This window comes from Vibrio furnissii CIP 102972, from assembly GCF_000176175.1.
Classification (GTDB): Bacteria; Pseudomonadota; Gammaproteobacteria; order Enterobacterales; family Vibrionaceae; genus Vibrio; species Vibrio furnissii.
On the sequence record NZ_ACZP01000014.1, the window covers coordinates 232,513 to 252,968 of the forward strand.

Genomic DNA, 20,456 nt, shown 5'->3' on the forward strand with positions numbered 1-20,456 from the left:
GTAGTCAGGGACGATGAAACAAGGACTTGATAGAGTATGAAACTCAGCACCCTAACACTGGCGTTACTCGCTGTGGCGCCGACCGTCATGGCCTCGCCCAACTTGGCCATATCCACCACCACCAACAGCCGCGATTTTCCGCTCAGTAGCGAAGAGCCGCTGGTCATTCCACTCACCAAAGATGACTACACGCTGCGTATCACCGGCGTCGAGGGTCAATGTGAGGCGCCCGCCGATCAACGCGTTAAATTCAACTCACCCATCGCGCTTAATTGTGGCAGCGCAACTGAACTGCCGCTAAAGATTCGTTTTACGGGAGAGTACGCGTTCAGTTATGACGCCAAGGCCCATACGCTGACGTTTGTACGTCAGGCCACGACCTCGACCAAAACCGAATTCAAACGCCCGATTCCGAATGTCACCTGCGAAGTGTACCAAGGGGGCGATGTGACGCTGGCGCTGGGCAACACCTACGCCGATGGCACCCAACTCAAAGATGCCTTTACCCAACAAGTCGTTACTGTGCAGCAGGGCAAAGTCACGCTCACCCCATCAAAAACCAGCGGCGGTTTGGTGTTGTTAGAGCCGGTGGAAGCCAAAGCGCAACCTTTCACCTATCGGAACGCCAACATTTACTTTGTGATGGTTGACCGCTTTAAGAACGGCGACCCAAGCAACGATCACAGCTATGGCCGCAAAAGCGATGGCAAAGATGAAGTCGGCACCTTTCATGGCGGCGACTTAAAAGGCGTGATCGCCAAGCTTGATTACATCAAGAGCCTTGGCACCGACGCCATCTGGCTCTCTCCGATTGTTGAGCAGGTACGCGGCTTTGTTGGCGGCGGCGACAGCGGCTCATTTCCGTTTTACGCCTATCACGGCTACTGGACGCGTGATTTCACCAAAATCGATGAAAACTTCGGGGTGGATGACGACCTGAAAACATTGGTCACTGAGGCGCACAAACGTGGCATGAAAGTGCTGCTAGATGCGGTGATTAACCACACCGGTTATGCGACGCTGGCTGATTTGCAATTCGACGGCGTTGACGTGGTCAATCCGCGCAACTTACCGAAAAACTGGGCCGATTGGGCGCCTCAAGCCGGTGAAAACTGGCACAGCTTCCACCAAAACATCAACTACCAAAGCAACCATTGGCGCGATTGGTGGGGCGGCGATTGGGTTCGAGCGGGCCTTCCCGGTTATCCCAAACCGGGCTCTAGCGACATCACCATGTCACTGGCTGGGTTGCCCGATTTTCGCACCGAATCGACTGACTACGTGACGCCGCCCAAATGGCTGCTCAACAACCCGGGCACTCGCGTGGTCGCCAAAGACAACTACACCGTATCGGATTACTTGATTGAATGGCAAAGCGACTGGGTAAAACGCTTTGGCGTGGATGGCTACCGCGTGGATACCGTGAAACACGTGGAAGGGGATGTGTGGAAGCGCCTGAAACAGAAAGCGAGTGAAAGCCTCGATGAATGGCGTGCCGCCAATGGCCAGCAAGGCGAACCATTCTGGATGATGGGTGAAGTGTGGGGCCATCGCGCTTACCGCAGCCCTTACTTCGATGATGGATTTGACGCGCTGATCAACTTCGACATTCAAAAACGCATGGATACCGGCGCAGCGTGTCTGAGCCAAATGGCGATGGTGTACCGCGACTATGCCGAAACGCTGGCGAAGTACCCCGATTTCAACCCGGTCAGCTACATGTCTTCGCACGATACCGAGCTATTCTATGGCCGTTTCAAATCGCTCGACATGCAGCGGAACGCAGCCAATGCGTTACTGCTGACTCCGGGCGCAGTGCAAGTCTATTACGGTGATGAAGTCGCACGAGAAGTCGGCCCTTATGCCGATGATTTCCATCAGGGCACTCGCTCTAGCATGAACTGGGATTTGGATGCGGATCGCCAAGCGCTGCTGAGCCATTGGCAAACTGTCGGCCAGTTCCGTCACCGCCATCCGGCCATTGGTGGAGGCGAACATCAGGTCATCGAACAAAAAAATGCGTATGTGTTCTCGCGTACGCTGGGCGATGACAAAGTTGTGGTTGCGTTTGTCGGCCGCTAGCTCAGCCATCCAAAGAAAAAATAAAGCGCACTCAGTGAGTGCGCTTTTTCTTAAGGGAAATAACAAGGGAGCAATAATTAGTCCAGACGCAGCGTCACACCGGAGTAGGCGCTGTAGCCTTTCAGCATCACGTGATACGTGGTGCCTGCAACAGCCGAGATCGAACACTGCTCGTTATTGCCCGAACGATATGGACGGCAATCCCAAGAACTGGTGGTCGGTTTACTGCCCGCTTTCACGTACAGATCCACATCACCCGAACCAGAACTGATCGAGACCGTCGCGGTTGTCGCGCTGTTCACCGTAAAGGTGTAGAACGATTCAGAACCCGCAGAACCAGAAAGACCAGTCACGGGTTGGCCTTTAACAAGTTCATTGCCAGAATCCACAGAACATGACGAGTTCACGCCAACCGTGGTAAAGGCCGCAGTCACATCATTGACGTTGTAACCCAAATCTTGCGCAGCTTTCACCACACCACACGCGCCTTCATCAAAGGTGCTGTTTGGCGTCCAGTAGAGTTGGTTTGCCACGGCAAACACTTCAAAACCTTTGCGCACATCCCAACCTTGTTTGTTCGAAAGCAAGTAGAACGCACGGTTGAACACACCGCTTGAATGGTGCACGTCGATGCCGCTGTAGTACTGAGAAGCGTGATCAATCGAGCTGCCATCTTTCGACGGCGTATCGAAGTAGCGCAGGCCGCCGGACGACTTAAAGATGTCGCTGCCGACCACCCAGTCTACCGAACCGCGCATGTAGTATTCCGCCGCTTCGCCCGCGATATCCGAGTAGGCTTCGTTGATACCGCCTGACATACCTTCATATACCAGACCTGAGTTTTGCTCAGTAAAGCCATGGCTGACTTCGTGCGCACTCACGTTGATGTCCACCAGCGGATAAAAGGTTGAATAGCCGTCACCAAACGTCATGGCAGAGCCATCCCAGAACGCGTTCTCATAATTGCTGCCGTAATGCACACGCATGGTTAGCTGAAACGTCAGCGGCGAGGTATTCAACCAATCGTTGTACATGTCGAACACCACTTTACCGAAGTAGTGGGCGTCATTGAGCGGCGAATAGGCACCATTCACCGCTTTGTAATCGTTGTAGTTACTGCTGTTGTTACAGTCGTAGCTGTAGGCTGTCGTGCCTGATGTTTTGTTCTTTAGGTCTACGGTTTTGACCGCAGAACTCAGCATGGTACAGGTTGAACCGGTTTTACTCACCGCAAATCCCGGATAATCGGTGCCGTATTGATACATGCCTGTTTTCTGGTTACCGCCAGGGCCAGTGCCCGTCGCTTCCGCGTGCGCCAAACCATCCCACTGTTTCACCACGTCGCCACTGTTGGCATCAATGAAGTAGAAAGGACGCGCAGGCGTATCGGACGCCACAAAGAAGTTCACCAGATACACCAGTTGTGCCTGCTGCTGGTCATCCAAGCGCACCATCAATACCGCCGATTGATTTTCCATCGGCAGATCCTGCCCCGTAAATGACGCGTTGGCGGCGCTAAAATTGTCTGCTGCTTTGGCGATGGCCTGCTTCTCATCGAGCGTCGGCTTAACGGTGGCAACATCGGCTTCAATGCCCTGTGCCATCATGCCCTGCACTTTGGTGATCCCTTTACTCGATTCGGTCGAAACCACCGCCGTGTTGAATACCGGAACGCCGTGATACAACTGCTGATAACGCACTTTCACTTTTCCGTTGGGCAGTTGAATGGTTTTGATGGCCTGATAGCCATTGGCAGGCGTGACGATGCTGCCTTTTTGTGCCACTAATGTTTGCTGAAACTGACCACTGTCTTCGACGGCGACCCATTGCGCTGCCGAAACCGGGAAAGCCATCACCGTACCGACTGCGAGTAAGCCTTTAACTTGACGTTGTAATGTTTTCATTTCTCATTCCTAGAGAGTGTGAAAATAGGTAGATTGCCTTGATTCAATTGGCATCTGTTGACCTGCGACATTCGTCGCCCATTGAAAGTGGAACAAGAAAATCCAGCTCGCCACTCGAGCAAAAAAATAATTTGCACCCGATGTTCAAGAAAACTGACAGTCACACCATGGAATGAGGGAGCATTGATAAACCCATCAGGAAAATCTGGCTTATCAATCAAAAGTTTATATTCAATTGATAAATATATGCAAACAAAGGCATACACATCTTTATCAATAAATTTTGTCCCGACAGGCACAAAAAAAGGGCAGCTATCGCTGCCCTTTCCAATAAAAATATCGATTAAAAATCAGAACTTATAACCACCTGCGATCATGAAGACCCATGGGTTGATTTTCACATCAGTTGAGTATGATGTGCCGCCTGCTTTGTATTTCGCAGTAGTTTCGATGTTGGCGTACCACGCTGATGCGTTCAGGAACCAGTTGTCGTTGATCTTGTAGTCCATACCGATGTTCGCCGCCAGACCCCAAGAGTCATCCAGTTTCAGATCGCTCAAACCTGCTCCTTCACCGGTGCTATTGAATTTCTCGTCGAAGAACACGGTGTAGTTGATACCCGCACCCACGTATGGACGGAAATCAGACTGAGGCTCACCGAAGTAGTATTGCAGCATGAATGTTGGCGGTAGATGTTTAGTTTCACCGATTTTACCCAGACCGCCTAGGTCCGTCGAAATATCGTGAGAGAAAGGAGACGCGGCCAGCACTTCAAAACTGATGTTGTTGGTTATCATGTAACCCAGCGTTAAGCCTAACTGTGTGTTGCTATCCACTTTCAGCTCTTCTTGGCTACCCAGAATTTTATCACTGCTGTCATTTGGGACGACTGACGCTAAACCAGCACGAACAATAAAGTCACCTTCTTGATGAGCCAGAACGTTTGCTGAAGCCAACGCTGAAAGTACAGCAAGTCCACAAAGTGTTTTTTTCATTATTTGATTTCCTTTTTCTTGGGCTAGAGTTTGTAATTCTTATGTGGCGCACAGTAGCACAGAGAGACCACACATTTTTGATGGAAATCAATTTGTAAAATTTATTGCTACAAATAGTGAGAAAATGCAGGGTTCATCACTTTTTATTGCAATTAAAAAACAATTATCTAATGCAACTTTCGCGTGCGTCACGTGTCCCCATTCGAACCACACTTGACTTGGATCAATTTTGATGAAATTTGTCTGTCGAGAATTTGAACCCATTCTGCACTTATGCCGCCGAATCGCGGGGAATGACGGGCCACATTGAATGTGATAATTATCACAACACCACGTGCTATCTGTGGATAATTTGCTGATCTTTTGACCTTTTGCTAACACCGCCCCAGCGGATCACGAAGACAATAACGACGTAAATTGAAACTTGAATGGAGTAAGTATGAAGAAGATCATTCTGCTGCTTGCCGCCATGTTGTTTAGTAGCGTTGCGCTTTCCGGAATGCGTTTCGGTGCCCCACAAACCAATTTGAGTACCGCCAGTTACCAGACACAACAGCAAGCCGCCGAAGCCGGCGAGGCCATGATGGCCAACCTCAAAGCAATGCCCTCGCAAGAACTGCTCAAAGTGCTGCCCATCTACGATGACAACGTAGACAGCAAAAGCGTGCGGATCAGCCAAATTCGACGCAGCGTCAAACCGGTTGCAGAGCAAAACGGTCAAATTGAATTTCAAAGCGTCTTGACCATCGACTACCGCTATCAATATTACCCACACGACGATTAATCGTTCCCGCCTGATGAGTTCCCTGCTCATCAGGAATTTCTATTGCTTGCCTCTTGACCATCGAGGCCAGCACCCTTTCATCATCGAATAGGCCAAATGCCTGAAACTTCGCATGCAATCACCCGCTCATCATTCCCGTGACTGAACGCTCAAAATTGCACTGATGAATCCACGACAGCATTTTTATTGTTTGTTTGTCATTCGATGACAATGCAAGGTTGCACTATATTTTTTATTTATGTCTTGATGAGTAGCGTTCGATGTTATTACAAGGTTCGAATCTCAATATGCCTTTAGCCGAGCTGGTTTCTTCATTGACAGTGGCGCTAGATATGACCGAAGGACAGCCCCCAGAGCACAGTATGCGTTGCTGCTGGATTGGCATGCATATTGGTGAGCGAATGAACCTCTCATCATCGGAGCTTCATGACCTGTATTTTACGTTACTTCTCAAAGATGCTGGCTGCAGCAGCAATGCTGCTCGAATCTGTGAACTCTACGCCACCGATGATCTTACATTTAAACAACAATATAAAACGGCCGGTACGAGCCTGACGAGTGCGATTAATTTCGTATTGAAAAATGCAGGCTCGGGTGAGCATTGGCGTAAGCGTATCTCTACCACGATTGATATTTTGAAAAATGGGAAAGATTATGCTCAAGAACTGATTCAAACGCGTTGTACAAAAGGCGCTGAAGTAGCTCGTGAGCTTTTGTTCAGTGAAAGTGTGGCCCAAGGAATACAACATTTGGATGAGCACTGGGACGGTTCAGGTCGTCCTGATGGATTAGTGCGTGATCACATCCCATTATTTTCAAGAATTGCCCTACTCGCTCAAGTGATGGATGTTTTTCAACGTGAACATGATTTGAATATCGCATTTTCTGAACTCGAAAGTCGTTCCGGAAACTGGCTAGATCCTCACTTAGTCGTGATGGCTAAGCAGTTGAAAGACAATCCTGAGTTCATCAGCGCACTCAATGCCTCATCCATCGTCCCTTTTGTCCTATCTATGTCACCCGCCCAAGCGATGATTCCATTAGATGATGATTATTTCGATCGAATTGTGACGGCTTTCGGCAAAATCATTGATGCCAAGAGTCCTTTTACCTCCGGACACAGCTCTAGAGTCGCTATTTTTAGTACGCTCATCGCCGAAGAACTCAAGATAGACGCAGAAGATCGACTATGGCTAAAACGAGCAGCACTCTTACATGATCTAGGCAAACTCGGGGTCAGTAATACGATTTTAGACAAACCTGGGAAGTTGGATGATGACGAGTGGGCAAAAATACAAAATCACGCGGTGTTTACCCGAGAGATCATTGAAAAAATATCCCCGTTAAAACAGTTTGCCAAAATGGCCGCGGCTCATCATGAAAAATTAGATGGCACAGGCTATCCCGATCAATTGCTTGCCGATGAAATTTCGATGATGACACGGATTATTACGACAGCAGATATTTTTGACGCCATTACGGCTGAACGCCCTTATCGAGGAGCGATTCCAATTCCCAAAACTTTAGAAATCATGGAAGAAAATGTGGGGACGGCCATCGACCCATTGTGCTTTAATGCACTCAAAGCGGCACTCAGCAAACTTCCTGAGAAGTACATGAAAGATATTGGTATGAGCGGGGTTCCCGCGTCACCGATGCTCTAAATGCATGCTCAAAAACAAGGATGCCGCCGCGCCTGACTAAATCCCTACGACGTTCTCGCCTGATAGTGATAACATCGCCGCATCAGAATGAGCGAGAAACACCATGTTTATCCACCACGTGAACGACATCGACTGGCTGGTGATCACAGCCTTTGAAGAACTGAAACCGCTATTCATCGAAGATGCTGGCGCCATCCCCGAATACTTCTCGACCACCAGCGAATTAAGCCTGATTGACCAAGCTAGGCGCGCTTACGGATATTTGCCGGCACTGCGCGGCGTCATCACCGATACCGGCACCTTTCAAAGCGAAGATAACGACGAAGATTTGAACCCACAACTTGCCTGCCTCGTTGAAGGGCGTGGCCGAGTATTTATCTATCACGGCGGCTTTGTGGCGTTTGTGGACGACGAACAAACCTTCATTACTCGAATGAACTGAACATCATTCAGTCTGTTGAAATCGACGAATAGAACGGTGGTAGCGTTGCGCCACTAAGAAAAGTCATTTTGCGGTTCATTAGCGTGATACATCCCAAACAAGGAGTGGGGCAATAACTCTTGCTTTCCATTCCAGCTAGCCCTCCCGGCCGCTGAATAGTGACCGCAAACACCGCAGTATGAATACTCAAAGCCTATATGAGCATATTCCTAATACATTTCCACAGTCATCGTTGTTGAATGTCTCAGTCCATAAGCATCCTGCATACTTAAAAGGATGCTTATGAACTACAACTAGCCATGTCGAGAATACGCTAATCAATAATCTGCGTTAGAACCTTTCACAACACACGATTCGTTATTTTCCCATCCCCAACCGTCACCATCTGGATCAGATGATTCAGATGAACAATAAGCATAACCATTAGGAGCGGTTTCATTTGAGTCTTGAACGATACAGCTTTGCTCATTTTCCCACCCCCAACCATCACCATCAGGGTCAAGGGAAGATGAACTACAAATGGGATACTGAGTACTTTCGCCAGAACAATCATCTTTACACGTAAAAACTGTTGCGATCTGAGAAGTCGATTTTATTCCATTTTCGCCATTGATTAATGTATTACCCCACTTCGTATAAGAATCATTATTCCAATTATTGACAATATCCAAATCAGCTGTCGAATCATCATTTCCTGACCACGACCAACCGATATATCCTAAACTTAATGTTTCTGTTCGTTCCATGATAGCGCTTTCATCTACATTAGACCCTTTATGTGTCGCCGCAAATTCACCCACAACAAGAGAGAGTCCTTTATTGATAAAAGACGAGATATAATTATTTACAGTGCTATAATCGCCGTAAACTTCATACATATGCACACTAAAAATTATATTATGTAAAGGATCTGAATCTAAAATCGAGGTGGCATTATCTAACATTATATTTTGCCAATCTTGTCCCCAATTCGGTGCATCGACCATGATGACATGATTCATACCTTCACTTCTTAACCGGTTAATTGCATCTTTATGTGCCTTTACCCAATCACTACTAATGATTCCATTACCGAACGGTTCATTGCCTAAGTTAATAATAACGTAGTTTTCTTCACCAATTAGTTTTTCTTTAATTTCGATCCAATAATCCGCCGCAGAATTCAAATCAGCTGCGCTGCTTTCTTCACCGTAACCTGTCGTATCATGCACCTCTAAGACTGCAATCAAGTTGTATGATTTAGCTAGTTGGATAATATTGCCAACCTCTTCGGCACTAGTCTTATTCCATCGATGTCCGTTGCTCAATACGATCCTCACCGTATTAGCTCCTGTTGATGATATACCCTGCAATGCAGTTTCTAGCTTATCTGCATACCAAGCATGAGCGTGATTAATGCCTCGGATCTTAAATGGGATTCCATTGTATTCATAAAGCACACTGCCAGAAACATAAAGCCCAGCAAAAACCGTATTAGAAAATAAAAATAAAAGCGTTACTATGCAAAAATTAAAATATTTCATTTCTATATCCTTAGATTATAACGTTAGTTCGTTCTAAGTGTTTTTCCAACAACTATATAGAAAATACTCAGTAAAAATTTAAAAAAAAGGTCGCTCCCCCGAACGACCTTGGCTATAAGCCAATTTATGCTGCCGCAATTCAAACTACTTCATTACCCGTTTTTTAGCGCGCTCCCAACGTGAGTCCAACTTTTCAAGAGCTTCATTAAAGTTTTTAGATGTAATCACATCTTGAATATATCCGCCTGAATAGAAATCGATTTTCGAGCGATTAGTTACTTCAATAAATGTCGATGAGTTAACAGGAGTTTGAATTACATTAGGTTCATAACTCATATATTCATTGAGCTGTTCTAAAGATGGTTTCTTGCTTTTTAACGTAGGAATAAAGCCTGCAATTTTCTCGAAATCTGAATCTTCAATCAGATATTTAAGATAAGCCTTAGCTGTCTCTTTGTTATTTGAAAACTTACTAACAGCATAACCCCAGTCGTGATTCATTTGCGCATTCAACTCACCTTTATCATTTGAAGGCATTGGCATGAAACCGATGTTGTTCGACGCAGCGCCACGCTCAATCACTTGAGGGATAACCCAGTTTCCTAGGTAATACATACCCGCATCACCTTTTGCGATAGCATTCTTGGAGTCTTCCCAAGAATTCGTCATCAAGTCCTTTTCAGTCAACCCATCATCGATTAACTTTTTAAGTACACTCAATGATTTGTTGTAAGCAGTGTCACCTGAAAACGGCTTATCCTGAGTAAGCATTCGTTCATATACACCATCGTTACCTTCCACAACCAATGGGAATTTATCCCATTGTTGGAGCGGCCATTGAGCACCAAAATTGATATAGAGCGGGATCTGACCATTTGCTTTGATCTTTTGTGCCGCATCAAAAAAGTCAGATAGCGTCTTAATTGGCACTTCAACGCCAGCTTTCTCAAGAACTTCTTTATTGTAAACTAGACCTTCAACCGAGTTACCCATTGAGATGCCATACGCATTGCCATTGTTCTCCCAAGCATCATAAAAATAAACTTGTTCCGGTGAATAAAGGGCGTTCAAGGGTTCATAGAAATTTCCATATTGTTCTGAAGGAACAGAAGGAAGAATCAGAACGAGGTCACCATAATCACCGGTATTCATCCTTGGACGTAAACCGCCTTGATAGTCAGCAAAACCAATCACTTTCACTTCAGTAACGTTGGGATAGATATCTTTAAACTCTTTCTCATATCGCTTATAGACTCCCGCCTCAACAAGGTCAGTACGGTTCGTATAGAACGTAATTGATCCTTTCACTAGAGCTTGATTGATCCCATCGGTCACGACAGCATGTGCCATACCATTAGTCCCGAGCGTGATTGCTCCGGCGATGAGTGTCTTTGTAATTGTGGGTACAAATGATTTCATTCTCTATCTCCATGTGTATCAAAGCCGATACTTGGTTGTTTTGTTTGCCTAAATATTAACGTTACGATTTTATTAATCTAGTTGAAATGCATTGATACGTGAGCAAAATCACCACAAGATTCAGAGTTTAGTAATAAAAATTTAATTAAATTCAATAAAAACAGCATCATAGTTAATTAACCATAACAATAATTAAATTGAGACGGCAGTCACAAAGCGTCATATTTATTGAAGTAAAACACATAATCGAAACGTTACCATTAATTTTGCATCGAGTTTTGAGGACAATAGCATTGTTAAAAATACAAACATTAAAAAGGACTATGTATGCAGAACATCCGCTATGCTCTACCCCTATTGACGATCATTGCAGGTTGTAGTGGTGGTGGGGTCACATCAACACATCCCTTTCCTACCGACTCAATGAACAATTTTGTTGTCCAACAAGGCCAATCATTCATGGTTGGCGGGCAACCATTTCGTATCGTTGGCACGAACAATTACTACATGCATTATGCATCGCATGACATGATTGATTCCGTCTTAGACGATGCAAAAGACATGGGACTGAACACCATACGCGTTTGGGGATTTATGGAAGGAGTTAGCCATGGGCATACCATGCAACCCGAACCAGGAATATATACCCCACCGGCCGGCGTTAAAAGCGCTTTAGAGAAACTGGACTATACAGTTTCAGAGGCGAAGAAACGTGGTATTCGGGTGGTTATCGTACTGACGAACAACTGGGGCGATTTTGGTGGAATGCAACAATATGTCGACTGGTTTAACGGCACTCATCATGATGATTTTTACAAAGACATCAATATTAAAGACGCCTATAAAAACTACGTAAAACATCTCATAGAACATAAAAACCGCTATACAGGTATTATCAATAAAGACGAACCAACCATCTTAACTTGGGAGCTGGCAAACGAACCTAGAGCACAATCAGATAACACGGGTGAGTTGCTGCTTAATTGGACCAAAGAGATGAGTGACTTTGTTCGAGAGCTTGCACCGCATCAATTGATCGCTCTAGGGTCTGAAGGCTTTTTCAACCGCGAAGGCAATACAGACTGGACATATAATGGCGGTGAAGGTGTCGATTGGGAACGTATCATCACGCTGCCCAATATCAACTACGGTACATTCCATTTGTACCCTGAACACTGGGGAAAACATAACGCCGAAGAATGGGGAACCCAGTGGATCAAGGAGCATGCAAAAGCCGCGAAGAAAGCTAACAAACCGGCTGTACTTGAAGAGTATGGCATTGGCAAGAATGAGCCACAGAATCGAGACTTCATCTATCATAAATGGACAAATACAGCCTATCAAGCAGGCCTAGCTGGCAGTATGTTTTGGATTTTAACCGGTACAGACCCCGATCAACCCAATAACCTGTACCCTGATTATGATGGCTTTAGAATCTTAAATGATGGTGGTCGCACGGCACAGATCCTCACCAACCATTCGAAGCAAATGAGAGGAGTGGAATACTCAACAAAAGACACCGTGTATCTCACGTACCCAATTGACGGAATGAAGATATCTGAACCAACGTTTACTGCGCGCAGTTATCCAATGCCTAAGCTAGGCAATAAAATCACAAAAATGCAGCTAAGAATTCCGGAGAATGATTTAACTGTAGATATGGTTGATACCAATGGCGACGGATATTTTGAAGCAAATTTGGTTTCTGCCGATATTGGGTATGGAGCCAAAACATTTATCACCGTCGCAACATTTGCTGAAGGTGAGCGTCAAACCGATAAAGCAAGCGTTGACATTAATCGACCAATTAAGGGATATGAAGTCGAGACTAAATACGATTTTAGTGATCGCACAACTCAAGGATGGCAAAAAGACGGCACATGGCAAGCCAGTTGGAATACTCCCGCGATTGAAGTATCTGAAAAATTGGGCAAGCCAATGCTACAACTCAATGTAGATTGGTCTGGTAAACATGACTGGGAAGAGCTCAAGATTCGAAACCAAGCAGTTTCTAATTTTTCACAACATACCAAGATGCGCTACACACTCTACGTTCCCGTCAACAACGACGATAAAGGTGGCCTGAGACCTTATGCAGCTCTCGGTGATGGTTGGGTTAAGCTTGATGCTGACAAACATCGAGTTCAAGTTAAAGACCTAGATAAAGTGAAAATGGGTGGTCAATATTTTTATAAACAAGTCGTAGAAATCAACTTAGGGGATCTATCCAAGAAATTACCTGATATGTTTGTTTGTATTGTCGGTGATAAATTCCCACTGAACGGTTCAATCTACATTGAAGACATCGAGTTTCTTAAACCTGTCTACTAAAGAAGATAAACTAGATACTAAAACGCCAGCTATACTGCTGGCGTTTTAGCTGGTGACTTCCTGTGTCTTAACATCGGAGAAGGCTAAGGCCCTATTGCTGATCCGACATAAATGAATTGAATTAAGAAAAAACTCTGGCTGACACAGAAGCTCGATAAATCAAAGCATCTGAAGTTGCATGGATAACATTGACTTCTTCTGGACGTTGATAGAAAGCACTACCAGAGCGAGAATAATGGTGATGATTTCCGAGTCTAATTTCTCCACTTAGAACAAACCAAATACAAGCTCCCAGCTCATCCGGAGTAGTAAGCGATTGACCCTTATCTAGTCGATATTCTCTTAGTTGGAAATCATCTGATTCTACAATGTAATCTAATCCTCCATCCAAACTCGGTTTACCGGCTAAAGTCTTCGGCACAATTGGAGAAAATTTAGTGATAGCCAGCAGTTCTTGGATATCAATATGCTTAGGCGTAAGCCCACAGCGCACTACGTTGTCTGAATTCGCCATTAACTCAAGATTCTGACCTTCAAGATAAGCATGCGGCACCCCAGCATCCTGAAAAACAACGCCACCTTTTGGAACATACATCAGGTTCATAATAAAAATCATGATCAAACCAGGGTCAAGCGGTCTAGCTTTTTTCTGAATAATTTCTACCGATCTCATAAACCAAAAAAGTGGCTCGGATTTAGAAATTTCATTTTGATGATAAGCGTTGCGATACTGCTCAATCACAGGAAGAAGCAAAGACCGGATCCTATCCGCTGGCAACGCGAAAATTGACGATACAAACCCTTGAATCCCTAGATCTGAATACAAGCGAACTAACGGGTCGAAAGACTTAAACAAACTAAGTTCATTCAAAGCTTCCGTAACGTTACGAAATCCATGTAGCAGATAGAAATCGGAAAGTGCGAGCATCAGCTCCGGCTTATGGTTCTCATCCATATAACTTCTCAATTGAACCGGAATTCCCAGAGAGTGCTCTCGAAGAAATCCCTGTTTAGCTTGCTCCAGTGTGGGATGAACTTGAATAGATAAAGGCTCCTTAACATCAAGGATTTTAAACAAATATGGCAGTTGAGTACCAAAACGTTGAACCAACTTTTTACCTAGACGATATTCAGGGGAAGCTTCTATCCATTTTGAAAGCGATGATCCGTCAACAAGCATAGAAGAGCCGGACTTATGATCGCCAAGCCACAACTCTGCCATAGGCATATCTGATAAATCTGAATCTGTCATCATGGAAATGTAATGATGACCACCCCATTCGTAGTTCTTAATCACACCTTTAATTTCAATCATACTCTCACCTCAAAATAAAATAACATCAACAATAAAAATCAATTACGTTAGAAATTTATTTAGCTCTTCTTTCTGACCATTAGATAGGCTTAATAAGCTATGACTCGCTCCAGAAACGTTATCTAAATATTCGACACTCTTATCAAACCCTAGAACAACAGAAGAAACAGAATTCGCAATATGTCCACATGATTGAAACTGCTCCTGAGCATATTGAGCAACAATATCTGTCTGTTGAACTAACTCCGAGACATGTTCACTAATATCAGATATTGCCGCTTTAGTTTGTTGTAAGTCCTTTGAATTTTTTTTCATTTGTTCAGTACAAACAGACATGCTTTCTACAGCATTAGAACTAGCCATATTCAATGCTTCAATTAGTTTTTGTATTTTATTGGTGGATTGCGTTGTTTGTTTGGCCAAATTACTGACTTCATCAGATACAACAGAAAAACCTCGTCCATAACTTCCTGCCCTAGCGGCCTCAATAGCAGCATTGAGTGCCAACAAATTCGTTTGGCTAGCAATATCATTAATAACATCGACAATATTTCTAATATCTTTCGTCCTAAACTCAACCTCTGAAATAGTCAGTGAACTTTCTTTAATCATCTCGCTCAACAAGTCATTTCCATCCACACTGCCATCGATTAAGCAAATGGCATCATCAACAGAGTTACTTATTCCTCGTGTATGATTTCTCGTGTTATTTATATAACTTTCCGTTTCTTTACTTGTTTGTTCTAACTGTTCAGAAGCTGCTGATATAGAATGTACAGCTAATACTTGACTATTGTTAAGACCCCGCAGGTTGTCTACACAACGTGCATTATCTTCACTTGATGAGAATATGCTCAAATTGTTCGACTTTACTTTATTTATCAACTCTCTGTTAGTAACAATTACTTCATTTAATTGGTGAATAAGTAAAGAAAACTCGAGACTCCACCCCTGGCAAGTCACAGATTGGGAATAATTCCCTTTAATTAACCCTTGAAGCACATCAAGTAAATAATTGATTGGCGTTTTTATTTTTCTTGCTAAAATACAAGCTGAAACAACAATAACAGTACAACAAAGGAATAAGGACACTAGCTGAATTTTAACAATGGAATCAAGTGTTATAGAGATATCTTTCTTTACGACCTCGTTACTTTTACTTGCGTCGTTTCTGATTTCGATTAATTTTCTCGACAATTCTTCTTTCTTTTCAAGATAATTAACATTTAACTGTTCAAGTTCATCATTATACCGTATGACATTTAACTTGGACTGAGGAATGCTATTTTCAGAAAAGAGGATTCTCATTAACTTATCATTCGAACTTATATAATCTTTTTCATTTCTAATCGATGGTAATTCTTCATAAAGAAACTCTTCATCATCCTCAATTAGACTTTTGAGGTTATTCATCTGGTTGACAACTGTTTTTGCTTCGACTTCATCATCGACAAACAAAATCTTATTCGTCATTGCTATGGATGCGTTTATTTTTTCGAGATATGACTCTATATCTTTAATTAAAAACTCATCAGGCTCATTAGACATTGTCAATGTTCGTTTAATTATAATAGCCGATGAAACGGAAATATTTTCCATTTCATTTCGATCTGTTTTTATTTTATTTTCTTTATCAAGGATTAATTTTTTAATTGATATTTTTTGTTCAATAACTTCCTTTAAATCATCAGCAATATTTTCTAGATAATTCACATCAGCAAGGTGAGATGAAGACAATGAATTGATAAAGGCATCCATTTTCTCATGTAAATAAAAAATTTCATTATTAATAATATTGGCATCATTAGCATTCATAACAGTTGACAGTTGAATATCAATATTTTGACTTTCACTTTGTAGCTGACTGGCTACTTCATTCAAAGAAAGCGATTTATTGATTGCGAACTCAATGTCATCCTTCGCTGAATTTGAATGATAGATTACGAATGAGTTCGTCAATGTAAGAATCAATAGAACACTAACAAAGGCTATTATAATTTGGGTTACAACTTTCATGGCATTCCTTCACCAATATTAAAAAAGGAGAGAGCAATGCTCTCTCCAAAGAAGGACAGTAAATCTACATAGATAACCTAGAACCAAACTTCCGCTTGAATACCGAAGTTCAATGTATCTGTTTCACCATTACGAGTGTAACCAGAATCAATTTTTGACGATGCACCATCATCCCATTTCGCATAAGTGACAAAAGCACGAATTTGTGGACGAGCCCAGAAGCCAGTTTCCAGCATCAATGTTGGAGCGATAGTTGCCTTATAGAAGCCACCATCTGCGCCGTCAGCAACGTCTTCTTTAATATGCTCATAACCAAGTTCATACTGCATTGCGAAATTTTTGGTGATTTGGTTATGTGGGCGAACGCCAATTGCGTAGATATCGCGATCTGCACCAGTTTTGGTACCGGCCCATGGCGCATAATCTGAATCACTCTGATAAAACGCAAAAGTAGATAGCTCCCAAGACTCACTTAGATTTGCTAGGCCATCAAAAACAATACGCGCTGACTTAGCGTCTTTAGCATTACCAAAACCCCAACCGTTTTTACCCAGTGAATCCCCCGCAGCAAGACCTTCACCATATTGAGCAGTAATGCGAGAGTAGCCGTTCGTTAAGCCATAAAAGCCATCGAAGTTATAAACCGCGGTCAATCCCAAACCACTTGTAGGACCATTTTGACGCCACGAGCTTTTCTCCATTGTGTGCCCTACAACTTGGAAATCTAAACCTGAATCAGCGATTTTTTTGAACCAAACATTAAGAGAAATATCTTCTGGATAACCTTGGGTCGAGCTATCGTCAGGATCTGCAGAGTTTTCGCCACTAGGGGTAAAAGCGTAAACACCTACGTCCATTTTTGCGAAGCCAACATCAATTTTGTCAACGCCACCACCGGTACCGTTGTATTGAATGTACTCCCAATCGTATTGATGGCTCGATGTGTTAGATGAACTGTATCGTTTACCTGCCCAAAACACACTCTCTGGCGCAAACGAAAACCCGCCCATTTCAACGTAGCCTTCGCGGAACTGAATGTCATGATCATCCCCATCAACACAGTTCCAGTCTGCTGTACACTTCGTTTCGTGCGTCAAGTTCGCTCTTACTCGAGCCCATGTTCCTTCGTCAGTGGTAATTTTGATTGTAGGCAAAAGCTCGATTTTGGTGTTTTGTTCGTTCCCAAGACGGAATTTACCGTAATTGGTAAAAAGCCCTAGGGAGTTGGAGCGTGTTCCATCACCGTTGAGTAATAGACCCGATTTGAGATAACCGTGTAGCTCTCCTGAAGTCTCTAAAGCAAGCGCAGGGGCAGACGCTACAAATAATCCAAGGATGATACCTTTTGCTAATTTATTTAGTTTCATAGTGCTTCTTCTTATCGTTACTGTTTGAAATTCAAAAAGACCCACCCAACAAAATCCTTTTACTTACTGGCTTCATTTGGGTTGAGGTAACTATACCAAAACAAAAAATGGTAACGTTACGATTTCGATCACCATTTATGATTGAGAATATAAGTTATGATCATAAATGAGATCCAAGATCTATTTCCATGTGATTACCTAATATTAATATTCTATAAGCATCACATTTTTATTTTTTTATATAACTTAGATCACAAATAATATTATAGATAAATAAAAAGAGCACATACGTGCTCTTAGCGTCATACATATTTTTCGTTTGACTTAATTAATTCAATTCTTTGAGCAACACATTGATATGATGTTAACGGATCTTCTGGTGTATTCATCACATAATCGACCAACTGATCGACAGTTGTGGTTAATACATGACAACGAGTATCTGATGATGCGTAGTAGATAAACACTTCACCATTGTCTCGAGCAATTAATCCATTGCAAAACACGACGTTGGACACATCGCCTACCCGCTCCTCTCCTTCAGGAGCCAAAAAGTATCCGCTAGGTCGATGGATCACTTTCGTTGGGTTATCGAGTGCAGTCATAAAACTATAGAGAACATAACGAAGACCTGCGGCAGTATTGCGCACACCATGAGCAATGTGTAACCACCCTTGACTCGTCTTAATTGGCGCTGGTCCTTGACCATTCTTAGATTCTTTTATTGTATGGTAAGTCTTTGGATCAATGACATATTCCATGTCAACCACAGCACTTTCCATAGAATCGGTGTACCCCCAGCCAATGCCACCACCACTGCCCGCTTCAATAAAGCTATCTTGTGGTCGTGTGTAAAGTGCATACTTGCCGTCTACAAACTCAGGATGCAGAACAACATTACGTTGTTGCGCCGAACGAGTTTTAAGATCTGGTAAACGCTGCCAGGTTTTTAAATCAGTAGTACGTACAATGCCACACTGTGCTACAGCCGAAGACTCATCGCCTTTGGGAGCTTCAGGATCTTTTCGCTCAGTGCAAAACAGGCCATAAATGTACCCATCTTCATGCTTCACTAAACGCATGTCGTAAACATTTGTATCAGGCTCAATCGTCTGCGGAATAACACAAGGTTTATCCCAGAATTTGAAACCATCAACACCGTTTTCTGATTCCGCTACGGCAAAAAAAGACTTACGATCATGTCCTTCAACACGCGCAACTAAGTAAAACTTCCCATTTAACTCGATAGCACCTGGGTTTAATACAGCATTAATACCTAGGCGTTCCATCAAAAAAGGATTCGTTTCTGGATTCAGATCATAACGCCAAGCCAATGGTGCATGTGCCGCTGTCAATACAGGTTTTTTGTAGCGATAAAAAATTCCATTTCCTGGAGTAATTGGTGAATTTTCATATTCATTATTACGAGAAAAATCTGATTTCAAATCAGAAAGTCTTTGGCTAAAAATAGACATATTTGACCCTAAATTTTAAAACAGACATCATCATCAGACGATGAATGACAATCGTTATAATGATGACAAATAAAAACTTAACGTTACGATTTATCATCATTATGTGCTTGATATTTAAAGTTTGACGTTAGAAAACTTCAGATTTTGTTTTTAATTCACGCATGAGGTCATCAACAGTTGTGTAGGCGACAGCTGAATAGGTATCAGCCGCTCCATAATAAACTGCGATTCGTCCCGTTTCAGAGTCCGCCAACGCGGCACATGGGAAGGCAACGTTCGGAACAAAACCTGTTGTTTCATAGCTCTTTTCAGGCGTTAAAATGTAGTCTCGAGTACGGTATTTCACTTTCCATGGTTCATCTAAATCAAGTAATGCAGCACCAAAACTGTATACAAAACCATTGCATGTCCCAGATACGCCATGATAAATCATCAACCACCCTTCCGAGGTTTCGATAGGAATAGGCCCAGCACCAATCTTGGTTCCCTGCCACCAGCCATTGCCACCTTTGCCCATCACATGGCGATGTTTACCCCAGTATTCCATGTCATTTGAATGGCTTAGGAAAATATCGCCAAACGGAGTGTGGCCGGAATCAGAAGGACGATTCAACATCAGAAATTGACCATTGACCTTACGAGGGAACAAAACACCGTTGCGGTTAAATGGCACACATGCATTTTCTAAACGCGTAAACGTTTTGAAATCACGAGTCATACCAACACCCAACGTGGCACCATGGTCATCAGTACACCAAGTCACGTAGTAAATGTCCTCGATTTTTACAACTCGCGGATCATAGGCGTATGTGGGTTGAAAAGGCTTTCCGTCAACATCTAACCATTGGATAGGATCTTGTTGAAATTCCCAATTCAATCCATTTTTTGAATGCCCAACATGCAAATGCGGACGACCATTTTTATAATCACAACGAAATACACCGATAAACTCGCCATTAAACGGTACGACGGCAGAGTTATACACTCGAGCAGCGGCAGGAAACGGGTTCCAGTCGATGATAGGATTCTCAGAGTGACGCCACATAACCCCTTCTTCGCCAACAGGCTTCTCTTGCCAAGGCATGTTAGGAATTGCATCACCAATAATTTTTACAGACATTTTATTCTCCAAACTTAAA

14 protein-coding genes are annotated in these 20,456 nt (G+C 43.4%); 5 read left to right on the top strand and 9 right to left on the bottom strand.

The annotated features are described in order from the left end of the window. Positions 1–36: 36 nt before the first annotated feature. Positions 37–2,082, top strand: coding sequence for an alpha-amylase (locus VFA_RS11330; protein WP_004726965.1), 2,046 nt, complete (start codon positions 37–39; stop codon positions 2,080–2,082). Between the two features lie 77 nt (positions 2,083–2,159). On the opposite strand, the gene VFA_RS11335 is transcribed toward VFA_RS11330, so the two are convergent. Together VFA_RS11335 and ompW are read right to left on the bottom strand one after the other, a co-directional pair. After that, complete coding sequence (locus VFA_RS11335; protein WP_004726966.1) at positions 2,160–3,986, bottom strand: M4 family metallopeptidase; 1,827 nt, start codon at positions 3,984–3,986, stop codon at positions 2,160–2,162. 350 nt (positions 3,987–4,336) lie between these two features. Beyond that, entirely contained in the window at positions 4,337–4,981 is a 645-nt protein-coding gene (ompW, locus tag VFA_RS11340; protein ID WP_004726967.1) for an outer membrane protein OmpW, read from the bottom strand. A 439-nt stretch (positions 4,982–5,420) separates the two neighbouring features. Here ompW and VFA_RS11345 point away from each other — a divergent pair, with 439 nt between their 5' ends. From VFA_RS11345 to VFA_RS11355, 3 genes are all read left to right on the top strand, one after another. Further along, positions 5,421–5,765, top strand: a complete 345-nt coding sequence (locus tag VFA_RS11345) for a DUF3316 domain-containing protein (protein WP_004726968.1) — start codon at positions 5,421–5,423, stop codon at positions 5,763–5,765. Positions 5,766–6,025: 260 nt separating this feature from the next. Further along, complete coding sequence (locus VFA_RS11350; protein WP_004726969.1) at positions 6,026–7,429, top strand: HD-GYP domain-containing protein; 1,404 nt, start codon at positions 6,026–6,028, stop codon at positions 7,427–7,429. A 103-nt stretch (positions 7,430–7,532) separates the two neighbouring features. After that, positions 7,533–7,871 carry a hypothetical protein gene (locus VFA_RS11355; RefSeq protein WP_004726970.1) on the top strand — a complete coding sequence of 113 codons (339 nt, stop codon included), beginning with the start codon at positions 7,533–7,535 and terminating at the stop codon, positions 7,869–7,871. A gap of 317 nt (positions 7,872–8,188) precedes the next feature. Here the strand turns inward: VFA_RS11355 and VFA_RS11360 are convergent, their stop codons facing one another. Together VFA_RS11360 and VFA_RS11365 are read right to left on the bottom strand one after the other, a co-directional pair. Next, on the bottom strand, positions 8,189–9,394 hold the full coding sequence (locus VFA_RS11360; RefSeq protein ID WP_004726971.1) for a cellulase family glycosylhydrolase: 1,206 nt from the start codon (positions 9,392–9,394) through the stop codon (positions 8,189–8,191). Positions 9,395–9,538: 144 nt separating this feature from the next. Next, positions 9,539–10,813, bottom strand: a complete 1,275-nt coding sequence (locus VFA_RS11365; protein WP_000834890.1) for an ABC transporter substrate-binding protein — start codon at positions 10,811–10,813, stop codon at positions 9,539–9,541. 327 nt (positions 10,814–11,140) lie between these two features. Between VFA_RS11365 and VFA_RS11370 the strand changes: the two genes are divergently transcribed. Then, on the top strand, positions 11,141–13,144 hold the full coding sequence (locus VFA_RS11370; protein WP_001179672.1) for a cellulase family glycosylhydrolase: 2,004 nt from the start codon (positions 11,141–11,143) through the stop codon (positions 13,142–13,144). A 121-nt stretch (positions 13,145–13,265) separates the two neighbouring features. Here the strand turns inward: VFA_RS11370 and manA are convergent, their stop codons facing one another. The 5 genes from manA to VFA_RS11395 form a co-directional block, all read right to left on the bottom strand. Further along, positions 13,266–14,459 (bottom strand): mannose-6-phosphate isomerase, class I, encoded by a 1,194-nt coding sequence (manA, locus tag VFA_RS11375; protein WP_000569777.1) that lies wholly within the window; start codon positions 14,457–14,459, stop codon positions 13,266–13,268. Positions 14,460–14,501: 42 nt separating this feature from the next. Next, on the bottom strand, positions 14,502–16,475 hold the full coding sequence (locus VFA_RS11380; RefSeq protein WP_004726972.1) for a methyl-accepting chemotaxis protein: 1,974 nt from the start codon (positions 16,473–16,475) through the stop codon (positions 14,502–14,504). A gap of 77 nt (positions 16,476–16,552) precedes the next feature. Then, a complete protein-coding gene (locus VFA_RS11385; RefSeq protein WP_000773470.1) occupies positions 16,553–17,842 on the bottom strand; it encodes a carbohydrate porin in 1,290 nt (429 codons plus the stop codon). 302 nt (positions 17,843–18,144) lie between these two features. Beyond that, entirely contained in the window at positions 18,145–19,317 is a 1,173-nt protein-coding gene (locus VFA_RS11390) for a glycoside hydrolase family 130 protein (protein WP_004726973.1), read from the bottom strand. 127 nt (positions 19,318–19,444) lie between these two features. Continuing rightward, on the bottom strand, positions 19,445–20,437 hold the full coding sequence (locus VFA_RS11395; RefSeq protein ID WP_000111640.1) for a glycoside hydrolase family 130 protein: 993 nt from the start codon (positions 20,435–20,437) through the stop codon (positions 19,445–19,447). Positions 20,438–20,456 lie beyond the last annotated feature (19 nt).

What these genes read in the sequence shown, in the direction of transcription:
- VFA_RS11395 (WP_000111640.1), bottom strand. Translation starts at nt 20,437, where the DNA reads ATGTCTGTAAAAATTATTGGTGATGCAATTCCTAACATGCCTTGGCAA.
- VFA_RS11380 (WP_004726972.1), bottom strand. Translation starts at nt 16,475, where the DNA reads ATGAAAGTTGTAACCCAAATTATAATAGCCTTTGTTAGTGTTCTATTG.
- VFA_RS11350 (WP_004726969.1), top strand. Translation starts at nt 6,026, where the DNA reads ATGTTATTACAAGGTTCGAATCTCAATATGCCTTTAGCCGAGCTGGTT.
- ompW (WP_004726967.1), bottom strand. Translation starts at nt 4,981, where the DNA reads ATGAAAAAAACACTTTGTGGACTTGCTGTACTTTCAGCGTTGGCTTCA.
- VFA_RS11365 (WP_000834890.1), bottom strand. Translation starts at nt 10,813, where the DNA reads ATGAAATCATTTGTACCCACAATTACAAAGACACTCATCGCCGGAGCA.
- VFA_RS11345 (WP_004726968.1), top strand. Translation starts at nt 5,421, where the DNA reads ATGAAGAAGATCATTCTGCTGCTTGCCGCCATGTTGTTTAGTAGCGTT.
- VFA_RS11360 (WP_004726971.1), bottom strand. Translation starts at nt 9,394, where the DNA reads ATGAAATATTTTAATTTTTGCATAGTAACGCTTTTATTTTTATTTTCT.
- VFA_RS11330 (WP_004726965.1), top strand. Translation starts at nt 37, where the DNA reads ATGAAACTCAGCACCCTAACACTGGCGTTACTCGCTGTGGCGCCGACC.
- VFA_RS11385 (WP_000773470.1), bottom strand. Translation starts at nt 17,842, where the DNA reads ATGAAACTAAATAAATTAGCAAAAGGTATCATCCTTGGATTATTTGTA.
- VFA_RS11335 (WP_004726966.1), bottom strand. Translation starts at nt 3,986, where the DNA reads ATGAAAACATTACAACGTCAAGTTAAAGGCTTACTCGCAGTCGGTACG.
- manA (WP_000569777.1), bottom strand. Translation starts at nt 14,459, where the DNA reads ATGATTGAAATTAAAGGTGTGATTAAGAACTACGAATGGGGTGGTCAT.
- VFA_RS11370 (WP_001179672.1), top strand. Translation starts at nt 11,141, where the DNA reads ATGCAGAACATCCGCTATGCTCTACCCCTATTGACGATCATTGCAGGT.
- VFA_RS11390 (WP_004726973.1), bottom strand. Translation starts at nt 19,317, where the DNA reads ATGTCTATTTTTAGCCAAAGACTTTCTGATTTGAAATCAGATTTTTCT.
- VFA_RS11355 (WP_004726970.1), top strand. Translation starts at nt 7,533, where the DNA reads ATGTTTATCCACCACGTGAACGACATCGACTGGCTGGTGATCACAGCC.